This window comes from Streptomyces sp. NPDC092296 (assembly GCF_044755465.1).
Classification (GTDB): Bacteria; Actinomycetota; Actinomycetes; order Streptomycetales; family Streptomycetaceae; genus Peterkaempfera.
Map to the genome: position 1 here is coordinate 1,184,162 of NZ_JBIVRB010000001.1, position 19,897 is coordinate 1,204,058.

Consider the following 19,897-nt stretch of genomic DNA (forward strand, 5'->3'; position numbering starts at 1 on the left):
CCATGGCGGACACCTTCAACTACCGCATCGACCACCACGGCAGCCTGGTCCGCCCGGCGGCGCTGCTGGACGCCCGGCGGCGGGCGGCGGCCGGCGACCTCGACGCAGAGGCCCTGCACGCGGCGGAAGCCGAAGCGGTCACCGAGGCGGTGGCCTACCAGCGCACGCTGCGGTCCACGGTCGTCACCGACGGGGACTTCCCCCGGGCGGACTTCCGCAGCGCCGTCCTCGACGCCGTCTCCGGCTTCCGGCGCACCGAGGGGGAGGCCGACGGCCTGCCCCGCTGGGTGGCGGAGTCGCTGCCGAAGGCGGACGGCCCGCTGGTCGCGGACCGGGCGGCCCGGCTCGCCGCCCTGACGGTCATCGCCCCCAAGGTCTCGCTGCCGTCCCCGGCCTATCTGGCCGCCACCACCTTCGACCCCGGGCTGACCGGCTCCGGCGGCCCGGCCTCGGCCCGCGAGCTCGGTGAGGCCCTTGCGGAGGTCATCCAGGCGGAGATCGCCCTGCTGGTCTCCCGGGGCGTCCGGCTGATCCAGCTCACCAACCCGCTGCTGCTGGGCCACCTCGCCGCCGAACCGGCCGCGCCCGGTGCGCTGTCCTTCGCGGACCTGCTCGCGGTGGAGTCCCTGCTGATGCGGCCCGCCGACTCCCCGGAGGGCGTCCGGCTCGGCTTCTGCCCCGGCTGGGCGGCGCCCGCCGCAGTGGACCCGGCCCGAGCCGAGCGGCTGTACGGCGAAGTCCGGGCCGACCGGTGGGTCCTGCCGTACGACCAGGGAACGGCGGCCGAACTGGACCTGCTGAAGGCGCTGCCCGAGGACCGGGACGTGTGCCTGGGCGTGGTGGACGCGACCGTGCCCGACCTGGAGGACATCGACACCGTGCTGGCGCGGGTCGACGCGGCCGCCGAGGTCAAGGACATCGAGGACATGGCCCTCTCGCCGTCCCGTGGCTTCGCCGACTCCGCCGCCCGGCCGCTGCTGACCGCCGACGCCCAGCGCCGCAAGCTGGTCCTGGTGGAGACCCTGGCGCGCTACTGCTGGGGCAACGAGTTCTGACCCCGGACCGCCAGGCTGCCGGGAAGCGCACGGGCGCTTCCCGGCAGGGCCCCGGCTAGAGCACTTCGGCGAAGGTCACGCTGCGCTCGGTCAGCAGCGGCCGCACCGTCCCCACGATCAGCTCGGAGAAGTAGCCGGCCGCCGCGTGGGCGTCGAAACCGGCCCGGTCGGTGTACCGCTCGTACAGCACGAACCCGCCCGGACGGTCCACCTCCGCGTGCACCTCGTACGCCAGGTTCCCCGGCTCCCGGCGGGTGTGCTCGCGCATCTCCAGCAGCGCGGCTCGCACGGCGGCCTCGTCGGCGGGCGCGCAGCGGTAGTGGGCGACGACTGCGTAGGCCATCTCTCTGCTCCTCACGGCTCTCACGGCTCGGGGACCCCGGTCCGGTGCGCGGAGGGCCGCGCGGCACGGCGGTCACCCTCCGGCCTGCCGATTCCAGCATGGATCGACCGCCCGCCGTCCCCCGCGTGGCGCAAGCAATGGCTGCCCGCCCGGGACTGGTGACCCGCCCCCGGCATGGTGTGTTGTCGCATCCGGCCACCTCGGCCGCTCTCTGGGCAGACCGCCGCACCCGCAGCGCGGTCGACGAAGGAAGTGATCCCCATGCGTACCCTGGAAACCCTCTCCGGCGGGAAGTGGCTGACGACCGGCGACTGGATCGACGTCCACGATCCCGCCGACCCGGGCACCGCCGTCGCCCGGGTGCCGGCCATGAGCGCCGCCGATGTCACCCGTGCCTATGACCACGCCGAGCAGGGCTTCGCGGTCTGGAGGCGCACCAGCCCGTTCGAGCGCTCCCGGATCATGACCGAGGCGGCCCGGCTGCTGCGGGAGCGTGTCGCGGAGATCGCCGAGGACGTCACCCGGGAGATGGGCAAGACCCGGGCCGAGGCGGCAGGCGAGACGATCAAGGCGGCGGACTTCCTGGAGTACTACGCGGGCGTCGCCCGCCAGGGCTACGGCGCGCTCGTGCACGACGTCCGCCCGGACACCCGCACCAGCTACCAGCGTGAACCGCTCGGCGTCGTCCTCGCGATCACCCCGTGGAACGATCCGCTCATCACCCCGGCCCGCAAGCTGGCGCCGTGCCTCGCGGCAGGCAACGCGGCCGTCCTCAAGCCGGCCACCGACACCCCGCAGGCCGCCCTGCACCTCGCCCGCGCCCTGGACGACGCGGGCCTGCCGGCCGGCGTCCTCAATGTGGTGACCGGCCGTGGCGCGCAGATCTCCGAGGCACTGGTCTCCGATCCGCGGATCGCCGCGCTCACCTTCACCGGCAGCAATGAGGTCGGTGAGAGCCTGCGCGCCCGGGTCGCCGCCCGCAACGTCCGCTTCCAGGGCGAACTCGGCGGCAAGAACGCCACCGTCGTGCTGGCCGACGCCGACCTGCCCGCCGCCGCCAAGGCGGTGGCCGCCGCCGCCTTCGCCCAGGCCGGGCAGCGCTGCACCGCCACCAGCCGGGTCATCGTGGAGCGTCCGGTGTACGAGGAGTTCACCGCCCTGCTGCTCACCGAGGCGGCGGCGCTGCGCCTCGGCTCGGGCCTCGCGGCCGGCACCACCATGGGGCCGCTGGTGAGCGCCCGCCAGCGGGACAGCGTGCTGGCGGACATCGAGCGCGCTGTCGCCCAGGGCGCGTCGGTCCTCACCGGCGGCGGGCGGCCGGCCGGCGAGGAGCTGAGCCATGGCTGCTACGTCAGCCCCACGGTGCTCGGCGCGGTGACCCGCGACATGGACATCTGGCACCAGGAGGTGTTCGGCCCCGTCGTCGCCCTGCTTCCGGTGGATTCGTTCGAGCAGGCCGTCACCGCGGTCAACGACTCCGCCTTCGGCCTGGCCGCCGCCGTCTTCACTCGGAGCCTGAGTGCCGCCCACCGCTTCGCGGACGAGGCCGAGTGCGGCCAGATCGCGGTGAACACCACCACGTCCGGCTGGGACGTCCACCAGCCCTTCGGCGGCTTCCGCGACTCGGGGTCGCCGTTCAAGGAGCAGGGCGAGGAGGCGCTGCGCTTCTACACCCGGGTCAAGACCGTCGCCGTCCACTTCGGCGCGTGACACCGGCCGCCGCGCAAGGGCCCCGGGCCCGGGTCGGCCGGATCGCGGACAACCCAGTCGCGGAGAACCCAGTCGCGGACAACCCCGTCGCGGACAACCCCGTCAGAGACAAGGAGGACGCCGATGGCTGACGAGACGATCGGCATCATCGGAGCCGGCATCGTGGGCCTGGCCGTGGGCCGCGAGATCACCTTGCGCCGCCCCGGCACCCGGGTCGTGGTGCTGGAGAAGGAGCAGCAGGTCGCCGTCCACCAGACCGGGCACAACTCGGGCGTGGTGCACGCCGGCATCTACTACAAGCCCGGCAGCCTCAAGGCCCGGCTGTGCACCCGGGGCATGGCGCTGATCCGCGAGTACTGCCAGGAGCGGAAGCTGCCGTACGAGGAGTGCGGCAAGCTGGTCGTCGCCGTGACCGAGGCGGAGGTGCCGCGCCTGGACGCGCTGTACGCCAACGCCGTGGAGAACGGGGTGCCCGGGGTGCGCCGGGTCGCCGCGGGCGAGATCCGGGAGATCGAGCCGCATGCCGTGGGGAGGGCGGCCCTGCACTCGCCCCGGACCGCCATCACCGACTACACCGCCATCGCCCGGTCCTTCGCCGGGGACATCGAGCGGGCCGGTGGCGAGGTGCGGCTCGGCTTCCCCGTCACCGGCGTCACCCGGTTGCGGAGCGGCGGCGTGGTGGTCGCCTCCGGTGCCCGGACCCTGGAGGTGGACCGCCTGGTGCTCTGCGCGGGGCTCCAGAGCGACCAGGTCGCCCGGCTCGCTGACGACGGCGACGAACCCCGGATCGTCCCGTTCCGGGGCGAGTACATGACAGTCTCCCCGGCCAAGGCGGACCTGGTGCGCGGCCTGATCTACCCCGTGCCCGACCCGCGCTACCCCTTCCTCGGCGTGCACTTCACCCGCCGGGTGAACGGGGAGGTGGAGGTCGGGCCCAACGCGGTGCTGGCCTTCTCCCGCGAGGGGTACCGCCTGTCGAGCGTCCAGCCGCGCGAGCTGGCCCGGATGGCCGCCTTCCCCGGCCTGTGGCACCTGGCCAGGCAGCACTGGCGCACCGGGATCAAGGAGATGCGCGGCTCACTGTCGGTACGGGCCTATATGAAGGACGCCCGGGTGTACGTCCCGGACATCCACGCCTCGGACGTGGTGCGCGGCGGCGCCGGCGTCCGGGCGCAGGCGCTCGCCAGGGACGGCTCGCTCGTGGACGACTTCGCCATCCACCGCGTCGGCTCCGTCACGGCCGTCCGCAACGCGCCCTCCCCCGCCGCGACCTCCTCGATGGCGATCGCCGGACACATCGTCGACACCGTCTTCGACGACGCGCGAGCAAGCTGAGAATGCCCTGCCCAGAGCGGATTTCCGCGCAACTAGTGCTTGCGCTCCCAGGGCTCTGCAAGCGCTCACGACCCGCCTAGCGTTCCTTCCACACCCACCCGACCACCTCCGTCGAGAGAGAGCTGACGCCATGTTCGTCGTAGACACGCAGATCCACATCTGGAAGGAAGAGTCCCCGGACCGCCCCTGGGTCCCGGGCGCCCGGGAGCGCATCCGCCTCAACGGCCACCGCGAGGACCCCTTCTCGTACGAGGAGGCCCTGGAGCTGATGGACGAGGCCGGCGTCAACCGGGCGCTCATCCTGCCGCCGTCCTGGGAGGGCAACCGCATCGACTACGCGCTTGAGGCCTGCGAGGCGCACCCGGACCGCTTCGGCATCATGGCCCGCGTCCCGCAGGACGACGAGGTCGAGGGCACGGCCATGCTGAAGGACTTCGCCCAGAACCCGCACATCAAGGGCACCCGGCTGACCTTCCACCGGCCGCAGGACCGCAACTGGATGATCGACGGCACCAATGACTGGTACTGGCCGATCGCGGAGGCGCTCTCCATCCCCACGATGGTGCACGCCCCGATCTGGAAGCGCGAGCTCGGCCAGATCGCCGGCCGGCACCCCGGGCTGAAGATCATCATCGACCACATGGGCATCATGGCCCGCTGCGTCGACGACGCGATCGGCTACTGGGTCCAGGAGACCGCCGACCTGGCCGAGCACCCCAACATCTACGTCAAGGTCTCGGCGCTGCCCGGCTACTCGACGCAGCCCTTCCCGAACAAGAACATCGAGAAGTACGTGCGCGAGATGGTCGACAAGATGGGGCCGCAGCGCTGCTTCTACGGCACCGACATCACCCGGCTGCTCGGCCACGGCATCACCTACACCGACACCATCGAGCAGTTCACCAAGCACTGGGACTTCACGCCCGAGGAGCTTGAGTGGATCTTGGGCCGGGGCATTTCCGAAGTACTGAACTGGCCGATCGAGGGCTGAGGGAACACCAGAGATGACGGAGAGCACGAACACGCCAGGCGCCGACGGTGGTGACGCCGTCGTCTCCGCCTTCAACGCCATCGGCGCGGACTACATCTTCTGCTCATCGGGCTCCGAGTGGGCCCCGGTGTGGGAGTCCCTCGCCCGGCACCACCGCGACGGAATCCCCTGCCCGGAGTACCTCGACCTGACGCACGAGACCGTGGCCGTGGGCATGGCCACCGGCTACGGTCTCGTCAGGCGCCGACCGCAGGGCGTGCTGCTGCACGCCGCACCCGGTCTGCTCCAGGGCTCCATGGCCGTCCACGGCGCACTGTTGGCCGGGGTCCCGATGGTGGTCTCCTCCTCGGAGTCGACCACCTACGGGGACGGTCCCGGCCAGGACCCGGGCGGCCAGTGGTACCGCAACCTGTCGATCGTGGGCGGCCCGCACCACGTCGCCCAGCCGTTCACCAAGTGGTCCAACGAGGCCGCCAGCGTCCATACGCTGCCCACCATGATCACGCGGGCTGCGGAACTGGCCTGGCGGGCCCCCGCCGGCCCCGCGTACCTCAACATCCCGCTGGAGATCCTGCTCACGGAGTGGGACGGCCGCGAGGCCAAGCCCCTCGTGCGGCCGGGCTCCACGCACAGCTCGCCCGAAGAGGCGGACGCCGTCGCCCAGCTGCTCCGCGAGGCGAGGAACCCCGTGATCGTCACGGAGACGGCCGGCCGGGAGAGCGGCGGCTTCGAGGCCCTGGTCGCCTTCGCCGAGGCATGGAACATCCCGGTGGTCGAACCCGACTCGGCCGTCTGCGGCAACTTCCCGCGCACCCACCCGCTGCACGCCGGCAGCGACATCGGGCCGTGGATGGACGAGGCGGACCTGATCCTCCTGGTCAACTGCCGCGCCCCCTTCTACCCGCCGAGCCGGCGCCCCGCCAAGGCGACGATCGTCGTCATCGACGAGGTGCCGCAGCGCCCGCACGTCGTCTACCAGGTCCTGTTCGCGGACCGGTACCTGGAGGGCGGCGTGGCCAACACCCTGCGCCAGCTCGCCAAGCGGGCCCGGGACATCGACCCGGCCTCCTGCACCGCACGCCGTACGGCGCAGGAGGAGCGGCACGCCGCCGAGCAGGCCGCGATCGCCGCCGCCGAGGCCAGGGCCGCCGACGACAGAACCGCCCAGCCGCGGACCGAGGGCGTCGACCCGGTGCTCGTCGCCGCGACACTGCGCAGACTGCTCCAGGGCCGGGACGCGATCGTCGTGGACGAGACCATCACGCACAGCCGCGTCGTCAAGCGCCATGTGCAGACCGCCGCCCCCGACTCGTACTTCTATGTGCAGGGCGGCCTCGGCCAGGGCATCGCGGTCGCGCTCGGCGTCAAGCTCGCCGCCAAGGAACGTCCCGTGGTGCTCACGCTCGGCGACGGGGCGTTCACCTACAACCCGGTCATCCAGTCGTACGACGCCGCCAAGGCGTACGGCCTGCCACTGCTGATCGTGGTGTTCAACAACCGGGTGTACAAGTCGATGAACCTCAACCACCGCAGGTTCTACCCAAAGGGCGCAGCCGCCGACACCGGCGAGTGGCTCGGCACCGACCTGCACCGGCTGCCCCGGCTCGCCGCGTTCGCGGAGCCGTTCGGGATGCACACCGAGACCGTCGACACCTCCGACGCCCTCGCTCCCGCCCTGGAGCGCGCGCTCAAGTCCGTGGCGGACGGCACCACCGCCGTCGTCGACGTCCTCGTCACCCGCTGAACCAGGAGGCACCCGCCACCATGACCGACACCCCCGCCCCCAAGCCGGGGAAGACCCTGGTCCCCGCCGAGGACCTGCGCGCCTTCTCCGCCCGCCTCCTCGAAAAGGGAGGACTCGCCGCCGCCGACGCCCGCACCACCGCCGACGTCTTCGTCTGGGCCGCCCTGCGCGGCGTCGACTCGCACGGCATCGCCCGCGTCCCCGCCTACCTGGACCTGCTGGCCAAGGGCGTGGCCAACGCCCGGTACCAGATCAGGGTCGAGTCCACCACACCTGCCGCCGCCGTCCTGGACGCCGACCGCGCACCCGGCCCGGTGGCCCTCAGCGCGGCGGCCCGGGAGGCGGTCAACCGGGCCAGGACCAGCGGCATCGCCGCAGTGGGCGTACGCCGCACCGTCCACACCGGCGCCATCGGCTACTACGTGTCGCAGATCGCGGACCAAGGGCTGGTCGGCATCGGCTTCGTCGCCGGCATGCCCAACATGGGCTACACCGGTGCCAAGGGCGCCGCCGTGGCCACCAGCCCGCTCGCCATCGCCGTGCCGACCGACCCGTCGTCGGGGCACGCCCCGCTGCTCCTCGACATGGCCACCGCCACCATCGCCCTCGGCAGGATCCGCCAGGCGAAGGCGAGCGGCACCCCACTGCCCGAGGGCGCTGCGGCCACCGAGGACGGCACCCCGACGACCGACCCCGCAGCGGCCGTGCTGCCGCTGCCGCTGGGTGGCGCCAAGGGCTCCGGCATGTCGCTCGCCTTCGAACTGCTCACCAGTGTGCTGGTCGGTGCGCCGATCTTCTCCTCCTTCCATTCGGACGACCCCCAGGGCCGCAAGCACCGGCAGAACGCCCTGCTGATCGCCGTCGACCCGGCGGCGTTCGGTGACGCGGACGCCTTCGGCGCGGCCGTCGGCGCCACCCTGGGCACCCTCAAGGGGCTGCCGGCGGCGGACGGTGCCGAGGGCGTCTTCTACCCCGGGGAGCGCAGCGCCGCCGTGGCGGCGCAGCGCGCTGCCGACGGCATCCCGGTGGCGCCGAAGGTGTGGCGTGAACTGAACGAGAAGGCCGAGCAGCTCGGGGTCACCCCGCCGTGGTCCGGGGCCGGCGGCTGAACCCGTCCGGTCGCGGGCGGTCCGGTACGGCGGGTCCGAGCGCCGTACCGGGCCGTCCCGGTTCCGTCCGCACGCCGTGCCCCGCCATACCGGCCCAGCCGGGCCGGCCGGGCCTGCCCGCCGGGTACCGCTCGGCCCGGACGTAGGGTGGGCGGCAGGTGATCGACTATGCCCGAGCAGAGATTCCAGGAGGCCGACATGACCGAGCGCCCGGCCCGTAAGGGGCGAAACGCCCGTATCGCCCAGGTCGTCCGGACCGAACGCCTCACCCCCCACATGCAGCGGGTGGTGTTCGGCGGCGACGGTCTCGCCGGACTCCCGGCCGACGTGTTCACCGACCACTACGTCAAGCTGCTGTTCCCGGCGGAGGGCGTCACCTACCCGGAGCCCTTCGACATGCAGCGCATCCGGGAGGAGCTGCCACGGGAGCAGTGGCCGGTGACCCGCACCTACACGGTGCGCGACTGGGACGCCGAGCAGCAGGAGATGACCGTCGACTTCGTCGTCCACGGCGACCAGGGCATCGCCGGCCCCTGGGCCGCCCACGCCCAGCCGGGCGACGTGCTGCGGTTCATGGGTCCGGGCGGCGACTACTCGCCGGACCCGACTGCGGACTGGCACCTGATCGCGGGGGACGAGAGCGCCCTGCCCGCCATCGCGCGCGCCCTGGAGTCGCTGCCCGACGGCGCCGAGGCCCGCGTCCTGGTCGAGATCCCGGGCCCCGAGGAGGAGCAGAAGATCGACACCGGCGCGGAGATCACCTGGCTGCACCGTGCCGGCCGGCCGGTGGGGGCGGCCCTCGTCGAGGCCGTACGCGCCCTGGACTTCCCGCAGGGCCGGGTGCACGCCTTCGTCCACGGCGAGGCCGGCTTCGTGAAGGAGCTGCGCCGACTGCTGCGGATCGAGCACGACATCCCCCGCGACCAGCTGTCGATCTCCGGCTACTGGCGCCTGGGCCTCAACGAGGACGGCTGGCAGTCCTCCAAGCGCGAATGGAACGCCCAGGTCGAAGCCGAACAGGAGCCGGCCTCACCGGCCTGACCCCCCCGCCCCGCCCCGCCCCTTGCCGCCCCCGCGCCAGGGCCACTCCGCCGGGGCCGTGAGCGGCTGGGTAGCCGACGCCGCCCCCCCGCGTCCGCCGTTCGAGTGGTACGCGGCGGGGGCGGCCGTGTCCTGCGGGGCGCGGTCCCGGGGGTGCTCTTCAGTGGACGCGAAGTGTGCGCGCCCTAGGCCGGGCCTGGCGCCCACCGCGGCCGGAGGAGGAGAGCGTGCCCATCACCCAGGACGTCCAGGAGGGCTCGCCCGCGTCCGGGCGCACCGCCATCCGCCGCCACCCCGCACGTCACGCGGGTACGGCGGCCCTGGTCCTGACCGCCGTCCTGGGGGTGGGCCTCGCGGCCTGCTCGGGCTCCGCGCCCGGCCCCGTCGCCTCCGACGTACCCACGGCCGACCGGGCCGACCTGCGCGAGGGCGGCACCCTGCGCTGGGCGGTGGACTCCGTACCCACCACCCTCAACGTCTTCCAGGCCGACGCCACCGCCGACTCCACCCTGGTGGCCCGCGCCGTGCTGCCCACCCTGTTCCGGCTGGACGACCGCGCCCGCCCCACCCCCGACCCCGACTACCTGGCCGCCGCCGACGCCACCGCCCCGTCCCCCGCGCACCCCCGGCAGACCGTGGTATACCGGCTCAACCCCAAGGCGGTGTGGAGCGACGGCACCCCGCTGTCGGCCGCCGACTTCGCCGCCCAGTGGCAGGCGCTGCGCGGCGCCGACTCCGCGTACTGGACCGACCACGCCGCCGGTTACTCCGCCATCGAGTCGGTCACCCCCGGCGCGGACCCGCACCAGGTCAAGGTGGTGTTCAAGCAGCCGTACGCGCCGTGGAAGGGCCTGTTCAGCCCGCTGTACCCGGCCGCCGCGATGCGCACCCCGGCGGCGTTCAACGACGGTTCCAAGGACGGGCTCGCCACGTCCGCCGGGCCGTTCCGGGTGGACCGACTGGACCGGGACGCGGGCAGCGTCACCCTGGTCCGCAATCCGTCCTGGTGGGGCGACCGGGCCAAGCTGGAGCGGGTCGAACTGCTCGCCGTACCGACCGGCAAGCGCCTGGACGCCCTCGCCCACGGCCGGCTGGACGTCGCCGCCCTCGACCGCGAGGCGGACAGCGCCCCGGCCGTCCCGGACACCCCGGCCGGCCAGTCGGCCGCCCCCGCCGCCGACGCGGCGGGCGCCACGGTGGCGGCGACCCGGAGCCTGCTGGACCAGGCCGCCGCCCTGCCCGGCTTCCGGCTGCGCCGGGCCTCCGGAGCCGCGTACACGCAAGTCACCCTGAACGGCGGCAGCGGCCCGCTGGCCGACGCCCGGGTCCGGCGGGCGGTCGCGGCGGCCCTGGACCGGCAGCGGATCGCGGACGCCGTACTGAAGCCGCTCGGCCTGCCCGCCGTACCGCTCGGCAACCACCTGCTGATGGGCGACCAGGACGGCTACCGGGACAACACCGCCGCCCTCGGCCGCACCGGCGACAAGGCGGCGGCCGAGCAGCTGGAGTCGGCCGGCTGGCGGATGGGTACGCCCACCGCCGGTACGCCCACCGCCGGTACGCCCAGTGCCTCGGCGCTGCCGGCGGCCCTCGCCTCCGCCGCCTCGCCGGTGCCCGGATCGGCCGCCGCCCGGGTCAAGGACGGCAGGCCGCTCAGCCTGAACGTGCTCATCCCGGCCGGGTCCGCCACCGCCCGCCGGATCGCCCGGGTGATCGGCGCCGACCTGGCGAAGATCGGCATTGTCACCGTCCCGCGTGCCGTGGACGGCGACGGGTTCTTCACCGACCACGTCGCGGCCGGCGACTTCGACCTGGCGGTCTTCTCCTGGCCCGCCAGCGCCAACACGGTGGCCGACGAGCGTCCGCTGTACGCCAAGCCGCAGCCCGGCCCGGACGGGCTGCCCATGGTCGGCCTCAACTTCGCCCGCACCGGCACCGACGAGATCGACCGGCTGCTCGACCGCGCCGCCGCCACCCTCGACCCGGCGGCCGCCACCCGCCTGACCCAGCAGGCCGACACCCGCATCTGGGAACTGGCCCCCTCCGTCCCGCTCTTCCAGCGCCCCGAGATCGTCGCCGTCCGCGACGGCCTGGTGGGCGTCGGCGCCTTCGGCTTCGCCACCCCGCGCTTCCAGGACATGGGCTACACCCTGACCTCGTGACGCCCCCGGCCGCTGGGCCGGCACCGGTGGCGGCCTAGCCGCTGGCCGTGGCCCCGTCGCCAGGGCCGGGGGATACATCAGCGAGGATGTCGGAGACCCGCCGGTAGAGGCGCTGCGGGCGGGTCGGGTCATCTCTCCGGATGTCCCTGAACCCGTGGGCGCGGTAGAACCCCGCGGCGTTGTCATCGATGTCGTCCACCACCAGGAGCCGCCCTGCGGCCAACTGCGCCGCGTCGGCCACCCGCTCAAGCGCCTGCGTGAGGAGCCTGGTCCCCAGGCGCCTGCCGTGCAGGCTCTTGTCGAGCGCCAGCTTGCCGAGCAGATACCCGGGGACCGGGCGACTGGCCTTCGAGTAGCGGTCGCGGCTGGGGACGCCATCCTGGGCCACCTGGTGCGGCGACAGGGTGAAGTAGGCGATCACCAGCCCGTCCCGGTCGCGCCAGACATGGGTACGACCGAGCCCGGCGCGCTCCATGGTGACGGCGGTCGACCGGAGCCAGTCGTCCAGGACGGGAACGCCGGAATCAAAGGTGTCGGCACCGGTGAGCGGATCATCGATCGGCTCGGTGTACAGCGGAGAGCTCACTCTTGTGCCGTCCGCTCATCACGCAGCTCGCGCGCCGCACGGCGGATGCGCTCGTTGGGCTCGGGCGGGCCGTCCAGCGACGCCAGGATGCGGGCGAACTCCTCCGCGCTGACTTGGGTCGCCCGGTAGTCGGCGATGACGTCCTTGGCGTAGGACACGATGGCAGCGGTGCCCAACTCCGTCCGGCTCACACCGGCCAGGGCGGCGGCCTCGGTGATCAGCGCGTCGTCCTCCCGGGACAGGCGCATCTCGAATCTCTGGTCCTTGGGGCGGCGCCCGACGCTCTCCTGGCCCGAGTTGAGTCTCACGTCCATGCGCTCACCGTACTACGCCTGTCCGTACAGAGCCATGCGCATTTCCGCTCTGGGGCAGCGGCGGCGAGACCCCGCCTCTCCCGAGGGATGGGCGGGGTCCGAGGACAGACTCAGGCGCCGGGAAACTCCCCGGCGGCAACGGCCGAGACGAAGGCGGCGAAGGCGTCGGCGGTGAAGACCAGGGCCGGGCCGTGGGGGTCCTTGCTGTCACGGACGGGGACCAAGCCGGGGAACCCCGGAGCGACCTCGACGCATGCTCCCCCGTCGCTGTTGCTGTAGCTGCTTTTGCGCCAGGCGGCGGCGCTCAGATTGGGTCGGAATGTGGGGGTCACGATACTTTTCCTCCATCACGCGCGAGATCATCGCCAACGACTCGTCCGGCGGCAGGGCCGAAGCCCGCAGCTGATCGTAGGTCACGATATAGGGCTCGGCCTCCTCCCTGTCCTCGAACAGTCTTCCGGAGAAAGCGTCTTCTGTGTAGGCGATCCGTGTCCCGTTCGGGTTTTCGAGTACGATCATGGACCCGCCCATGCAACCGTGCTCCCCGCGCTCGAACGGCAAGACTTGCAGCGTGTTGCGGGGGTCACGGGCTGCCTCCAGTAGGGCGCGCAGCTGATTCCGCATGACGGCGCGGCCACCGACCGGCCGACTGATCACAGCTTCATCGAGTACCGCCCACAGTCCCGGACGTTGCGGGCCGGTGAGCAGTGACTTTCGATCCATCCTCGCGGCGTGTTTGTCCTCCCTCTCGCTCTCTGGGACAGGAAGGCCGACGTGCAGCATGGCGTGGGCGTAGTCATGCGTCTGTAGTAGGCCTGGCACCGCATGCGCGGCAAACTCACAGATATTCGTCGCCTGCGCTTCCAGTTCCATGTATCGCCGGTACTTGTCAGGGAATCGCTCGCGCCGAACCATCTTCCACAGTTCTTCGAAGAACTTGTTCCGCCCGAATACCCGATCGAAATCCCGACTGTTGTCGAGTGTCGGCAGCGCCGCAGCCAGTTCGATCTGTGCGATTCGACTGTGCGTGACGTGGATTGCCCTCCCCAGCTGCTGCTGTGTCAAGCGAGCAGCTGTTCGAGCTTCGCGCAAGTTCCAGCCGTAGAACGCGGCAGCGCTGGACGACGGATCGAGGGCTTTGCTGGGCATGGGGCCTCGCACTCAATGGGAGCGGTGGACTTTACGAGCTGAGATCGTCAAGTCGGCGGGACTGTCGGGGAGTCCTATCCGTACGCAATCTTGGATACACAGAGTAGACGGCCGCTCACAGCGGCGGAGTCCGGTTCGAGGTATGCGAGGTAGGAAGTGGAAACAGCAACGAGCCACGGCGAACTGCCGGAGGTGGGCGCTGTGTTGGTGGACATCCGGTCGGGACGGGTCGGGGAGTTCCGGGGTGCCGTGGGGCGGCGGTGGATGTTGCGGCCGCAGGGGGGTGGGTGCGAGTGGCCGGTGCCGCCGGAGTTGGTTCGGGTGGCGTTGTTGAGTGACCGGTTGGTGTCTGAGGTGGCGCGGCTGAACGCGCTGAGTCGGGGGGAGGCCGTATGAACGCGGGGAGCGGTGTTCCGGTGCCGTACATCGCGACGTGGAGCAGTGAGAAGCGGCACCACGAGTCGTTGGTGGTGCATCCGGTGACGGGTCGTCTGGCGTATCGGGACGAGCGGCCGGGGGACCGGGATGAGCACGGTGTGCTGTGGGTGCGTGCGGACTGCCGGCCGAAGCGGGGGCGTCCGCAGTTCGGTCTGGTGCATCCGCGTCGGCAGCGGCATGCGATGCGGGATCTGCGGTGCCAGGTGTGCGACGGTCCGGCGGATGTGGACGGGCTGGGGAGTCTGTGGCTGCTGCGCGACGAGCGGGGTGTGCGTGCGGACTGGCCGGCGTGGCCGGAGGGGATGGCGGCGACCGATCCGCCGCTGTGCCTGCCGTGCGCGCGGGTCTCGGTGCGGCTCTGCCCGCATCTGCGGGGGCGCTATGTCGCGGTACGGGTCAGGGATGCGCAGGTTGCGGGGGTGTACGGGGGCCTGTACTTCCCGAAGTCGGGCGGGGGCCGTCCCCGCGTCGCGGCTGATGTGACCGTCCCGTACGACGATCCGAACATCCATCGCATCCTGGCCGCCCAGCAGGTCATGGAGCTGCGCGGCTGCACCTTCATCGACCTGCCCGACTGATCGGCGGCCCGGCCCCGGCGATCGGCAACACCCCGCAGGAGGCCCCGCAATGCCCGGCCAGGCGGCGTCAGTGTTCGCGGGGCCGGTAGGGCGACCGGGTCGACCGGCCCGTCCATGGCTGGGGCCCGGGGCAACGTGGGGGTGCCGGTGGAGTGAGGTGCCGCCCGCAGGCGAAGCAGTACGTCCAGCCGCCCTCCGGGTCGCGGTCGGTTGCTTCTCCACACTGCGGGCAGTGCTCCACCGGCTCTCCGAGGGTGTCAGGTGCTCAGGCCGAGCTCGCGACCTTCGCGGCAGTGGTGAAGGCAGCCCACGCCTCCGGCGTCATGGCGTTGACCCTAGCCGGTCGCCGTGTCCCGAAGGCGACCACGTCAGGGATGTCGGCCGCCATCTTCGGGCGGTTCCATGCCGCCTCATGGGGCGCTGGGGGAAAGGCCCCTCTTTTCGGGATCGTGTCTGCACGGTCGCTCTGTGTGACTGTTCTCGGGGCTTCGCGGTGGAGCAGGCCCGGGAACGAGCCATCGGACGTGCGGGTCTGGTGGTGCGCGCGGCCCAGCGGGGCCTGGATGCCACCATGCACGGGGTGCCCGGCGAGGATTGCGCCGCCACCGCCGCTACCCGCTGCTCGACTACTCCCACAGGTGATCGCATGCCCATCACGGCACAGCACATCAGCGAGACCGTCATGACCTACCTGGATGCCCACCCCGAGGAGAGGCCGGAGCTGTCGGCCGTCATCGCCCTGGTGGACGGCGGCGCCGAGGTGACCAGCCGGAAGGAGTTCAGGGGCCACGCCACCGCCGGGGCCGTTCTGGTGGACCGCGACGGGCGGGTGCTGTTCATCCGGCATGTGGTGCTCGACAAGTGGCTGGCCCCGGGCGGGCATCTGGAGCCGGAGGACGACACCCTGTCCGGTGCCGCACTGCGGGAGCTGGCCGAGGAGACCGACATCAGCCCCGCCGGGATCGCCCTGGTGGACGCGTCCCCGGTTCATATCGACGTGCACCCCGTCCCGGCCAACGACGCCAAGGGCGAGCCCGCACACCAGCACATCGACTTCCGCTTCCTCTTCCGTACCACCGGGGACAGCGCTGTGACCCTGCAAACGGAGGAGGTCAGCGACTACGCCTGGCGCGACGCCGAGACGATCGCTGACGAGCGGCTGCGGGATCGCGTCCTGTCCGCCCTTCGCTGACCGCACGGGTGCCACGGGCCGAGCGCCGGGCTCGCGTCAGTGCTCACGCGGCCGGTGGGGTGACCGGGTCAGCCTGCTCCGCCACGGCTGCGGCCCTCGGGGGCGACCATGCCGGAGGTCGGCCGGTCCGCTGCGCTGTTCTGCGGCGGTGCTCGATCCGCGCCGGTCCAAGGGCCGCCGACATCCATTGGCCCAGGCCGGCAGGGACGGCTCGCATGGGTCATGCGCCACCCTTGTTTCGGACTGTCTCGGACGGCTGTCGGTCATGCGTTGGTCGCGCAGCTAACCGGTCTCCTTGGGCTGCCCGCGCCCCTCTTTATGCAAAGACGCGCATAGCCGCGTTCCTGCATAGACGGCCTGCCCGCCTCGCTCGTATTGTCGTGACGACCGGCCCGCAGGGGGCTCGTATCAGGGGGTTCGTGGCTATGGCTCGTGAGGAACTGACCCGACTGACCGGCAATGGGAACGGCAACTGCAACAACGACGACTGCCCGAACGTCTACCGGACTGCGTCCGGCTCGTTCGTGGTGCAGGGGGACGTTTCCAGTGCCTTCACCGCACCGGACGGCGAAGGACTCGTTGAGATCCCCGAGGGGACCTTGAGGGAGGCATTCCATGCTCTTGGATGGTGAATCCTGGACGGCCAAGGTTCAGGGCTTCAAGCACGAGGCGTGGCGTCTTGAGACGCTCCCTGTATATCGGGTTCCGACCGAAGACGGTGACATCCGAGACTTCCTCGCAGGGCAGCGGATCGACCCGCAGAACTACTCTTCCGGCTACACGGAGGGGCTACGGAAAATCAAGGCAGAGGGGAAGTCGAAGGGGCGCGTCCACATCGTCAGGAAGCCGCTTACGGACTATCTCCGCTTTGAGTTCATGTACTACGACGTGCACTCACGAGCCGGGGATGATATTCGCATCCTCGATGCAACCGACCGCGCCAACCCACTTGAAGGTGTACAGGACTTCTGGCTGTTCGACCAGTCGGAGGTGGTGCTCATGAACTACGAGGCGGACGGTACACAGATCAGCCGGGAACTGTATGAAGGCGACCCGTCGCCGTACATCGAATACCAGCGGATCGCGCTCGCAGAATCGGTGCCTTTCAGGGAGTACGTCAACGGTGGCGATCGAGCCTGACGAGCTGGACCAGTCGGGGCTGGAGCTCGCGGCGATGCTCAGACATCTGCGTAAACAAGCCGGACTCTCAGGGGTCCGGCTTGCTGCACGTTGCAACATGTCCCAATCCAAGATTAGTAGGATCGAAGGTAACAGGAGCCGTCCGTCACTGTTGGATGTCGAACAACTGCTTCGAGGGCTCGACGCATCCCCGGCCGTTGCGGCCGAGGTGATGGCCCTGGCCAGGATCGCCCAGACGGAGTGGCAGAACGGGCGCACCCTCCGCCGGAAGGGGATCGACAAGAAGCAGGTGCAGCTGGCTGGCCTGGAAGCATCGTCCACCACCTTTCGATACTTTCTGCTTTCCATGATCACGGGGCTGTTGGCCACGCCGGAATATGTCCGAGCGAGTCTCGCTCAAGCCCCGCCGGAGCAGCAGGAAAAGGCTGTGGCCATGAAGCTCGGCCGGCAGAAGGTGCTGTTCGATCGTTCCAAGCAGTTCACGTTCATCCTTACTGAACAGGCTGTCAGGTATCCACTCGTCCCGTCGGATGAACTGGCCGTGCAGATCGAACGGCTTGCGTCCCTGAGCCGCCAGTCGAATATCCGAGTGGGTGTGATCCCTGCGGGGGTCCACTTCACTTCGGGGGCGCTGAACACCTTCACGGTGTACGACGAGACCTTGGCGACTGCCGAACTCGATCTGGGAGCAATCGTGTTCAGAGACAGTCGAGACGTTCAAGAGTTGATCCTCCGGTTCACGCGCTATGAGGAGCACGCACTCTTCGGTGAGCAGGCGCGAGAATTCCTGAGCAACTGGGCTGAACACTGCCGTCGATGATCTTTAGTCATCAACGCAAATAATGGTAGGCAACGCCCACCCGTCGATGGATCATTGGTGTGGATCCAAGAATTCACGGAATAGGGGCGGGCCATGGCGGATAACGGCAGGGCGCACGGCACCAGTTCGGCTGCCCGCATGAGAGGCGGGGAAAGCAGACGGGTCCTGTCGCAGCTCGCCAGAACATTCACCCTTTGAAGGAGTGCGCAGCGCCGCCTGACCGGGCGTCGACTGACGCCGAGGCGTTCCCCTGTCCCGCCTACGGAGGAGAAGGCCATGGCCGTTGCCGTGTTCCTGCTGGGGCCACCCGCCAGCGGCAAGAGCACCCTCAGCCGGCAGTTGGAGGACCGACACCACACGCGCACTTTCCGACTGCGTGAGTGTGCCGACCAACGGGCCCGCACCGACGCGGCCCTGGCCGCGGTCATGCGGGAGGGGGCCGATTCGCTGGGGTGGCTGCCCGACAAGGCGGCCGTCGCCCTGGTCCGCGAGGCCGTCACCGGCCAGTACCAGCCCACAGAGGTCACACCGGTGATCTTCGAAGGCTATCCGGGCAACGGCTATCAGGCAGACTGCCTGGCCCGGCTCCTCGCCGCCCTGCGCGTGCCCGCACTGGCGCTGGTGCTGCGGCTGGCACCGCAGGTGGCCCGGCGGCGCGCCGAGGACCGCCGGGTGTGCCCGGCCTGCACCACCGAGGACGCAGAGCCGCACCGACCCGCGCGCATCGGCCAGGACGGCCTGTGCGCCTGCTGCGGCGCCCAGGTCCAGCGTAGGGGCTCCGACCAGCCGCAACAGCATGATGCGCGGACCGCCCGATTCCTGCGCAACCTTCCGTCGATCCGCAACGCGCTGAGCACTCAGGGCGTCACCTGGCGCATCCTCGACGCCGAGCTGCCGCCGGCGCTGGTCCTCGCCGCCGCAGAGGCGGAACTTCACGTCCATCTCCCGAAGGGATCACCCCGTGAGCATCGTTGATCTACCCAGTCCGGCTCTGCGCCAGGACGCCTATGGGCACGCCCGGATGCCGACCTCCGTCTCCGCCTCCGGCGAGGACGTGCGGTGGATCGAGCGCGTGGAGTACGGCCGGTTCCGCAACGTGTACCTCTACATCACCGAGGCGTGCCAGCTCCGCTGCGGTGACTGCTACATGGGGACCCGACTGGAGCGCGCCCTGAAGATGCCGCCCGAACAGATCAGGGCCAACCTCACCGCGTGGCGGCAGATGGGCGGCTCCAAGCTCACCGTCCTCGGCGGCGAGCCCACGCTGCACTACGACTACGTGAACACCATCCGGCTGGCCAAGCAGCTCGGCTACGAGCACGTCATCACCACCAGCAACGGACTCGACCCGGCCATCAGGAAGTTTCGGAAGCTGGAGCCCAGCGACTTCTCCTACGTGCAGATCAGCGTGGACGGCGGCAGCCCCGCCACCCACGACAAGGTGCGCGGGGAGGGCACCTTCAAGACCACCCTGAAGAACGTCGCCGAGCTGTGCGAGCGCGGCTTCGACACCCGGATCATCTGCACCGTCAGCAAGGCCAACGAGGCAGACTGCCTGCGGCTGCTGGACATCGCTGACTCGCTGGGCGTCAGCCTGGTGAAGTTCCACGTCATGAGCGTGATCGGACGCGGCCACGGCAACGAGGAGTGGGGCATGAGCCCCCGCGAGTGGCTGGATTTCACCGGCCGGCTGCCCGCAGTCGCCGCCGACCACCGCACGCGGGTCTGGTACCAGCCCACCTTCGCCCATCGGTCCGAGATGGCCCGCTTCGAGGCCGAGGGCTACCGGGGCTGCATCGGCCGCACCCTGGACCGCATCAGCGTCTTCCCCGACGGCCGGTCGTACGTGTGCTCCTTCCTGTTCGACACCGACCTCCACTTCGCCATCACCACCCCCGACGGCACGATCACCGTGAACAAGGGGCCGAACGAGTTCGACCTGTTCACCGGGGCCCTCACCCAGTCCGCGTGCGGCGGCTGCAAGGCCCCCGGTTCCTGCATGGGCGGCTGCCCCGCCGAGGAGATCGTGGACAAGCGCGCCTCGTGCGCCGAAGAGCCCGACATCCTGCCGGTGTGCCGCCTGTGGAAGTCCAGCCCGGCGAACTGAGTGCCGAAACAGTCCGTTTGAGGTGTCGTTGATCAGCCCGTGAGGCCATCCGGCCGCACGCCGGACAACCCGAAGGAACCACT

General features: G+C 70.9%; 19 protein-coding genes and 1 pseudogene. 15 read left to right on the plus strand and 5 right to left on the minus strand.

The window, feature by feature from the left end; genetic code table 11:
* The first annotated feature begins 2 nt into the window (after positions 1-2).
* Complete coding sequence (locus ACIQGZ_RS05510; protein ID WP_402599515.1) at positions 3-1,055, plus strand: methionine synthase II (cobalamin-independent)-like protein; 1,053 nt, start codon at positions 3-5, stop codon at positions 1,053-1,055.
* A 55-nt stretch (positions 1,056-1,110) separates the two neighbouring features.
* Here ACIQGZ_RS05510 and ACIQGZ_RS05515 read toward each other — a convergent pair whose 3' ends face one another.
* Positions 1,111-1,398, minus strand: a complete 288-nt coding sequence (locus ACIQGZ_RS05515) for a putative quinol monooxygenase (protein WP_402599516.1) — start codon at positions 1,396-1,398, stop codon at positions 1,111-1,113.
* 261 nt (positions 1,399-1,659) lie between these two features.
* Between ACIQGZ_RS05515 and ACIQGZ_RS05520 the strand changes: the two genes are divergently transcribed.
* The 7 genes from ACIQGZ_RS05520 (at position 1,660) to ACIQGZ_RS05550 (ending at position 11,490) form a co-directional block, all read left to right on the plus strand.
* Positions 1,660-3,108, plus strand: coding sequence for an aldehyde dehydrogenase family protein (locus tag ACIQGZ_RS05520; RefSeq protein WP_402599517.1), 1,449 nt, complete (start codon positions 1,660-1,662; stop codon positions 3,106-3,108).
* Between the two features lie 123 nt (positions 3,109-3,231).
* Positions 3,232-4,443 (plus strand): L-2-hydroxyglutarate oxidase, encoded by a 1,212-nt coding sequence (gene lhgO, locus ACIQGZ_RS05525; RefSeq protein WP_402599518.1) that lies wholly within the window; start codon positions 3,232-3,234, stop codon positions 4,441-4,443.
* A 130-nt stretch (positions 4,444-4,573) separates the two neighbouring features.
* On the plus strand, positions 4,574-5,434 hold the full coding sequence (locus tag ACIQGZ_RS05530) for an amidohydrolase family protein (RefSeq protein WP_402599519.1): 861 nt from the start codon (positions 4,574-4,576) through the stop codon (positions 5,432-5,434).
* 13 nt (positions 5,435-5,447) lie between these two features.
* On the plus strand, positions 5,448-7,178 hold the full coding sequence (locus ACIQGZ_RS05535; protein WP_402599520.1) for a thiamine pyrophosphate-dependent enzyme: 1,731 nt from the start codon (positions 5,448-5,450) through the stop codon (positions 7,176-7,178).
* 20 nt (positions 7,179-7,198) lie between these two features.
* Positions 7,199-8,287: an Ldh family oxidoreductase gene (locus ACIQGZ_RS05540; protein ID WP_402599521.1), complete on the plus strand. Its 1,089-nt coding sequence runs from the start codon at positions 7,199-7,201 to the stop codon at positions 8,285-8,287.
* A 198-nt stretch (positions 8,288-8,485) separates the two neighbouring features.
* Positions 8,486-9,328, plus strand: a complete 843-nt coding sequence (locus ACIQGZ_RS05545; RefSeq protein ID WP_402599994.1) for a siderophore-interacting protein — start codon at positions 8,486-8,488, stop codon at positions 9,326-9,328.
* Between the two features lie 227 nt (positions 9,329-9,555).
* Positions 9,556-11,490, plus strand: a complete 1,935-nt coding sequence (locus ACIQGZ_RS05550) for an ABC transporter family substrate-binding protein (RefSeq protein WP_402599522.1) — start codon at positions 9,556-9,558, stop codon at positions 11,488-11,490.
* A 34-nt stretch (positions 11,491-11,524) separates the two neighbouring features.
* On the opposite strand, the gene ACIQGZ_RS05555 is transcribed toward ACIQGZ_RS05550, so the two are convergent.
* The 4 genes and pseudogenes from ACIQGZ_RS05555 to ACIQGZ_RS05570 all read right to left on the minus strand — a co-directional run bounded on the left by ACIQGZ_RS05555 (position 11,525) and on the right by ACIQGZ_RS05570 (position 13,539).
* On the minus strand, positions 11,525-12,076 hold the full coding sequence (locus ACIQGZ_RS05555; RefSeq protein WP_402599523.1) for a GNAT family N-acetyltransferase: 552 nt from the start codon (positions 12,074-12,076) through the stop codon (positions 11,525-11,527).
* On the minus strand, positions 12,073-12,390 hold the full coding sequence (locus ACIQGZ_RS05560) for a DUF1778 domain-containing protein (RefSeq protein ID WP_402599524.1): 318 nt from the start codon (positions 12,388-12,390) through the stop codon (positions 12,073-12,075). Before ACIQGZ_RS05560 ends, ACIQGZ_RS05555 begins: the two co-directional genes overlap by 4 nt.
* A gap of 110 nt (positions 12,391-12,500) precedes the next feature.
* Positions 12,501-12,629, minus strand: a pseudogene (locus tag ACIQGZ_RS05565) (DUF397 domain-containing protein); the annotation flags it as partial.
* The gene (locus tag ACIQGZ_RS05570; RefSeq protein WP_402599525.1) at positions 12,598-13,539 is read right to left on the minus strand and encodes a Scr1 family TA system antitoxin-like transcriptional regulator; all 942 of its coding nucleotides are present in this window, start codon (positions 13,537-13,539) and stop codon (positions 12,598-12,600) included. The gene ACIQGZ_RS05570 and the pseudogene ACIQGZ_RS05565, both read right to left, overlap by 32 nt.
* Before the next feature lie 392 nt (positions 13,540-13,931).
* Here ACIQGZ_RS05570 and ACIQGZ_RS05575 point away from each other — a divergent pair, with 392 nt between their 5' ends.
* The 7 genes from ACIQGZ_RS05575 to ACIQGZ_RS05605 all read left to right on the plus strand — a co-directional run bounded on the left by ACIQGZ_RS05575 (position 13,932) and on the right by ACIQGZ_RS05605 (position 19,814).
* Positions 13,932-14,555: a hypothetical protein gene (locus tag ACIQGZ_RS05575; protein ID WP_402599526.1), complete on the plus strand. Its 624-nt coding sequence runs from the start codon at positions 13,932-13,934 to the stop codon at positions 14,553-14,555.
* 646 nt (positions 14,556-15,201) lie between these two features.
* Positions 15,202-15,747, plus strand: a complete 546-nt coding sequence (locus ACIQGZ_RS05580) for an NUDIX hydrolase (protein WP_402599527.1) — start codon at positions 15,202-15,204, stop codon at positions 15,745-15,747.
* A gap of 425 nt (positions 15,748-16,172) precedes the next feature.
* Positions 16,173-16,379, plus strand: a complete 207-nt coding sequence (locus ACIQGZ_RS05585) for a hypothetical protein (protein WP_402599528.1) — start codon at positions 16,173-16,175, stop codon at positions 16,377-16,379.
* Positions 16,363-16,887 (plus strand): DUF6879 family protein, encoded by a 525-nt coding sequence (locus ACIQGZ_RS05590; protein WP_402599529.1) that lies wholly within the window; start codon positions 16,363-16,365, stop codon positions 16,885-16,887. The genes ACIQGZ_RS05585 and ACIQGZ_RS05590 overlap by 17 nt, the downstream gene beginning before the upstream one ends.
* The gene (locus ACIQGZ_RS05595; protein WP_402599530.1) at positions 16,871-17,707 is read left to right on the plus strand and encodes a helix-turn-helix domain-containing protein; all 837 of its coding nucleotides are present in this window, start codon (positions 16,871-16,873) and stop codon (positions 17,705-17,707) included. Before ACIQGZ_RS05590 ends, ACIQGZ_RS05595 begins: the two co-directional genes overlap by 17 nt.
* Before the next feature lie 276 nt (positions 17,708-17,983).
* Positions 17,984-18,682 carry a hypothetical protein gene (locus ACIQGZ_RS05600; RefSeq protein ID WP_402599531.1) on the plus strand — a complete coding sequence of 233 codons (699 nt, stop codon included), beginning with the start codon at positions 17,984-17,986 and terminating at the stop codon, positions 18,680-18,682.
* Complete coding sequence (locus ACIQGZ_RS05605; RefSeq protein WP_402599532.1) at positions 18,669-19,814, plus strand: radical SAM protein; 1,146 nt, start codon at positions 18,669-18,671, stop codon at positions 19,812-19,814. The genes ACIQGZ_RS05600 and ACIQGZ_RS05605 overlap by 14 nt, the downstream gene beginning before the upstream one ends.
* The last annotated feature ends 83 nt before the right edge of the window (positions 19,815-19,897 follow it).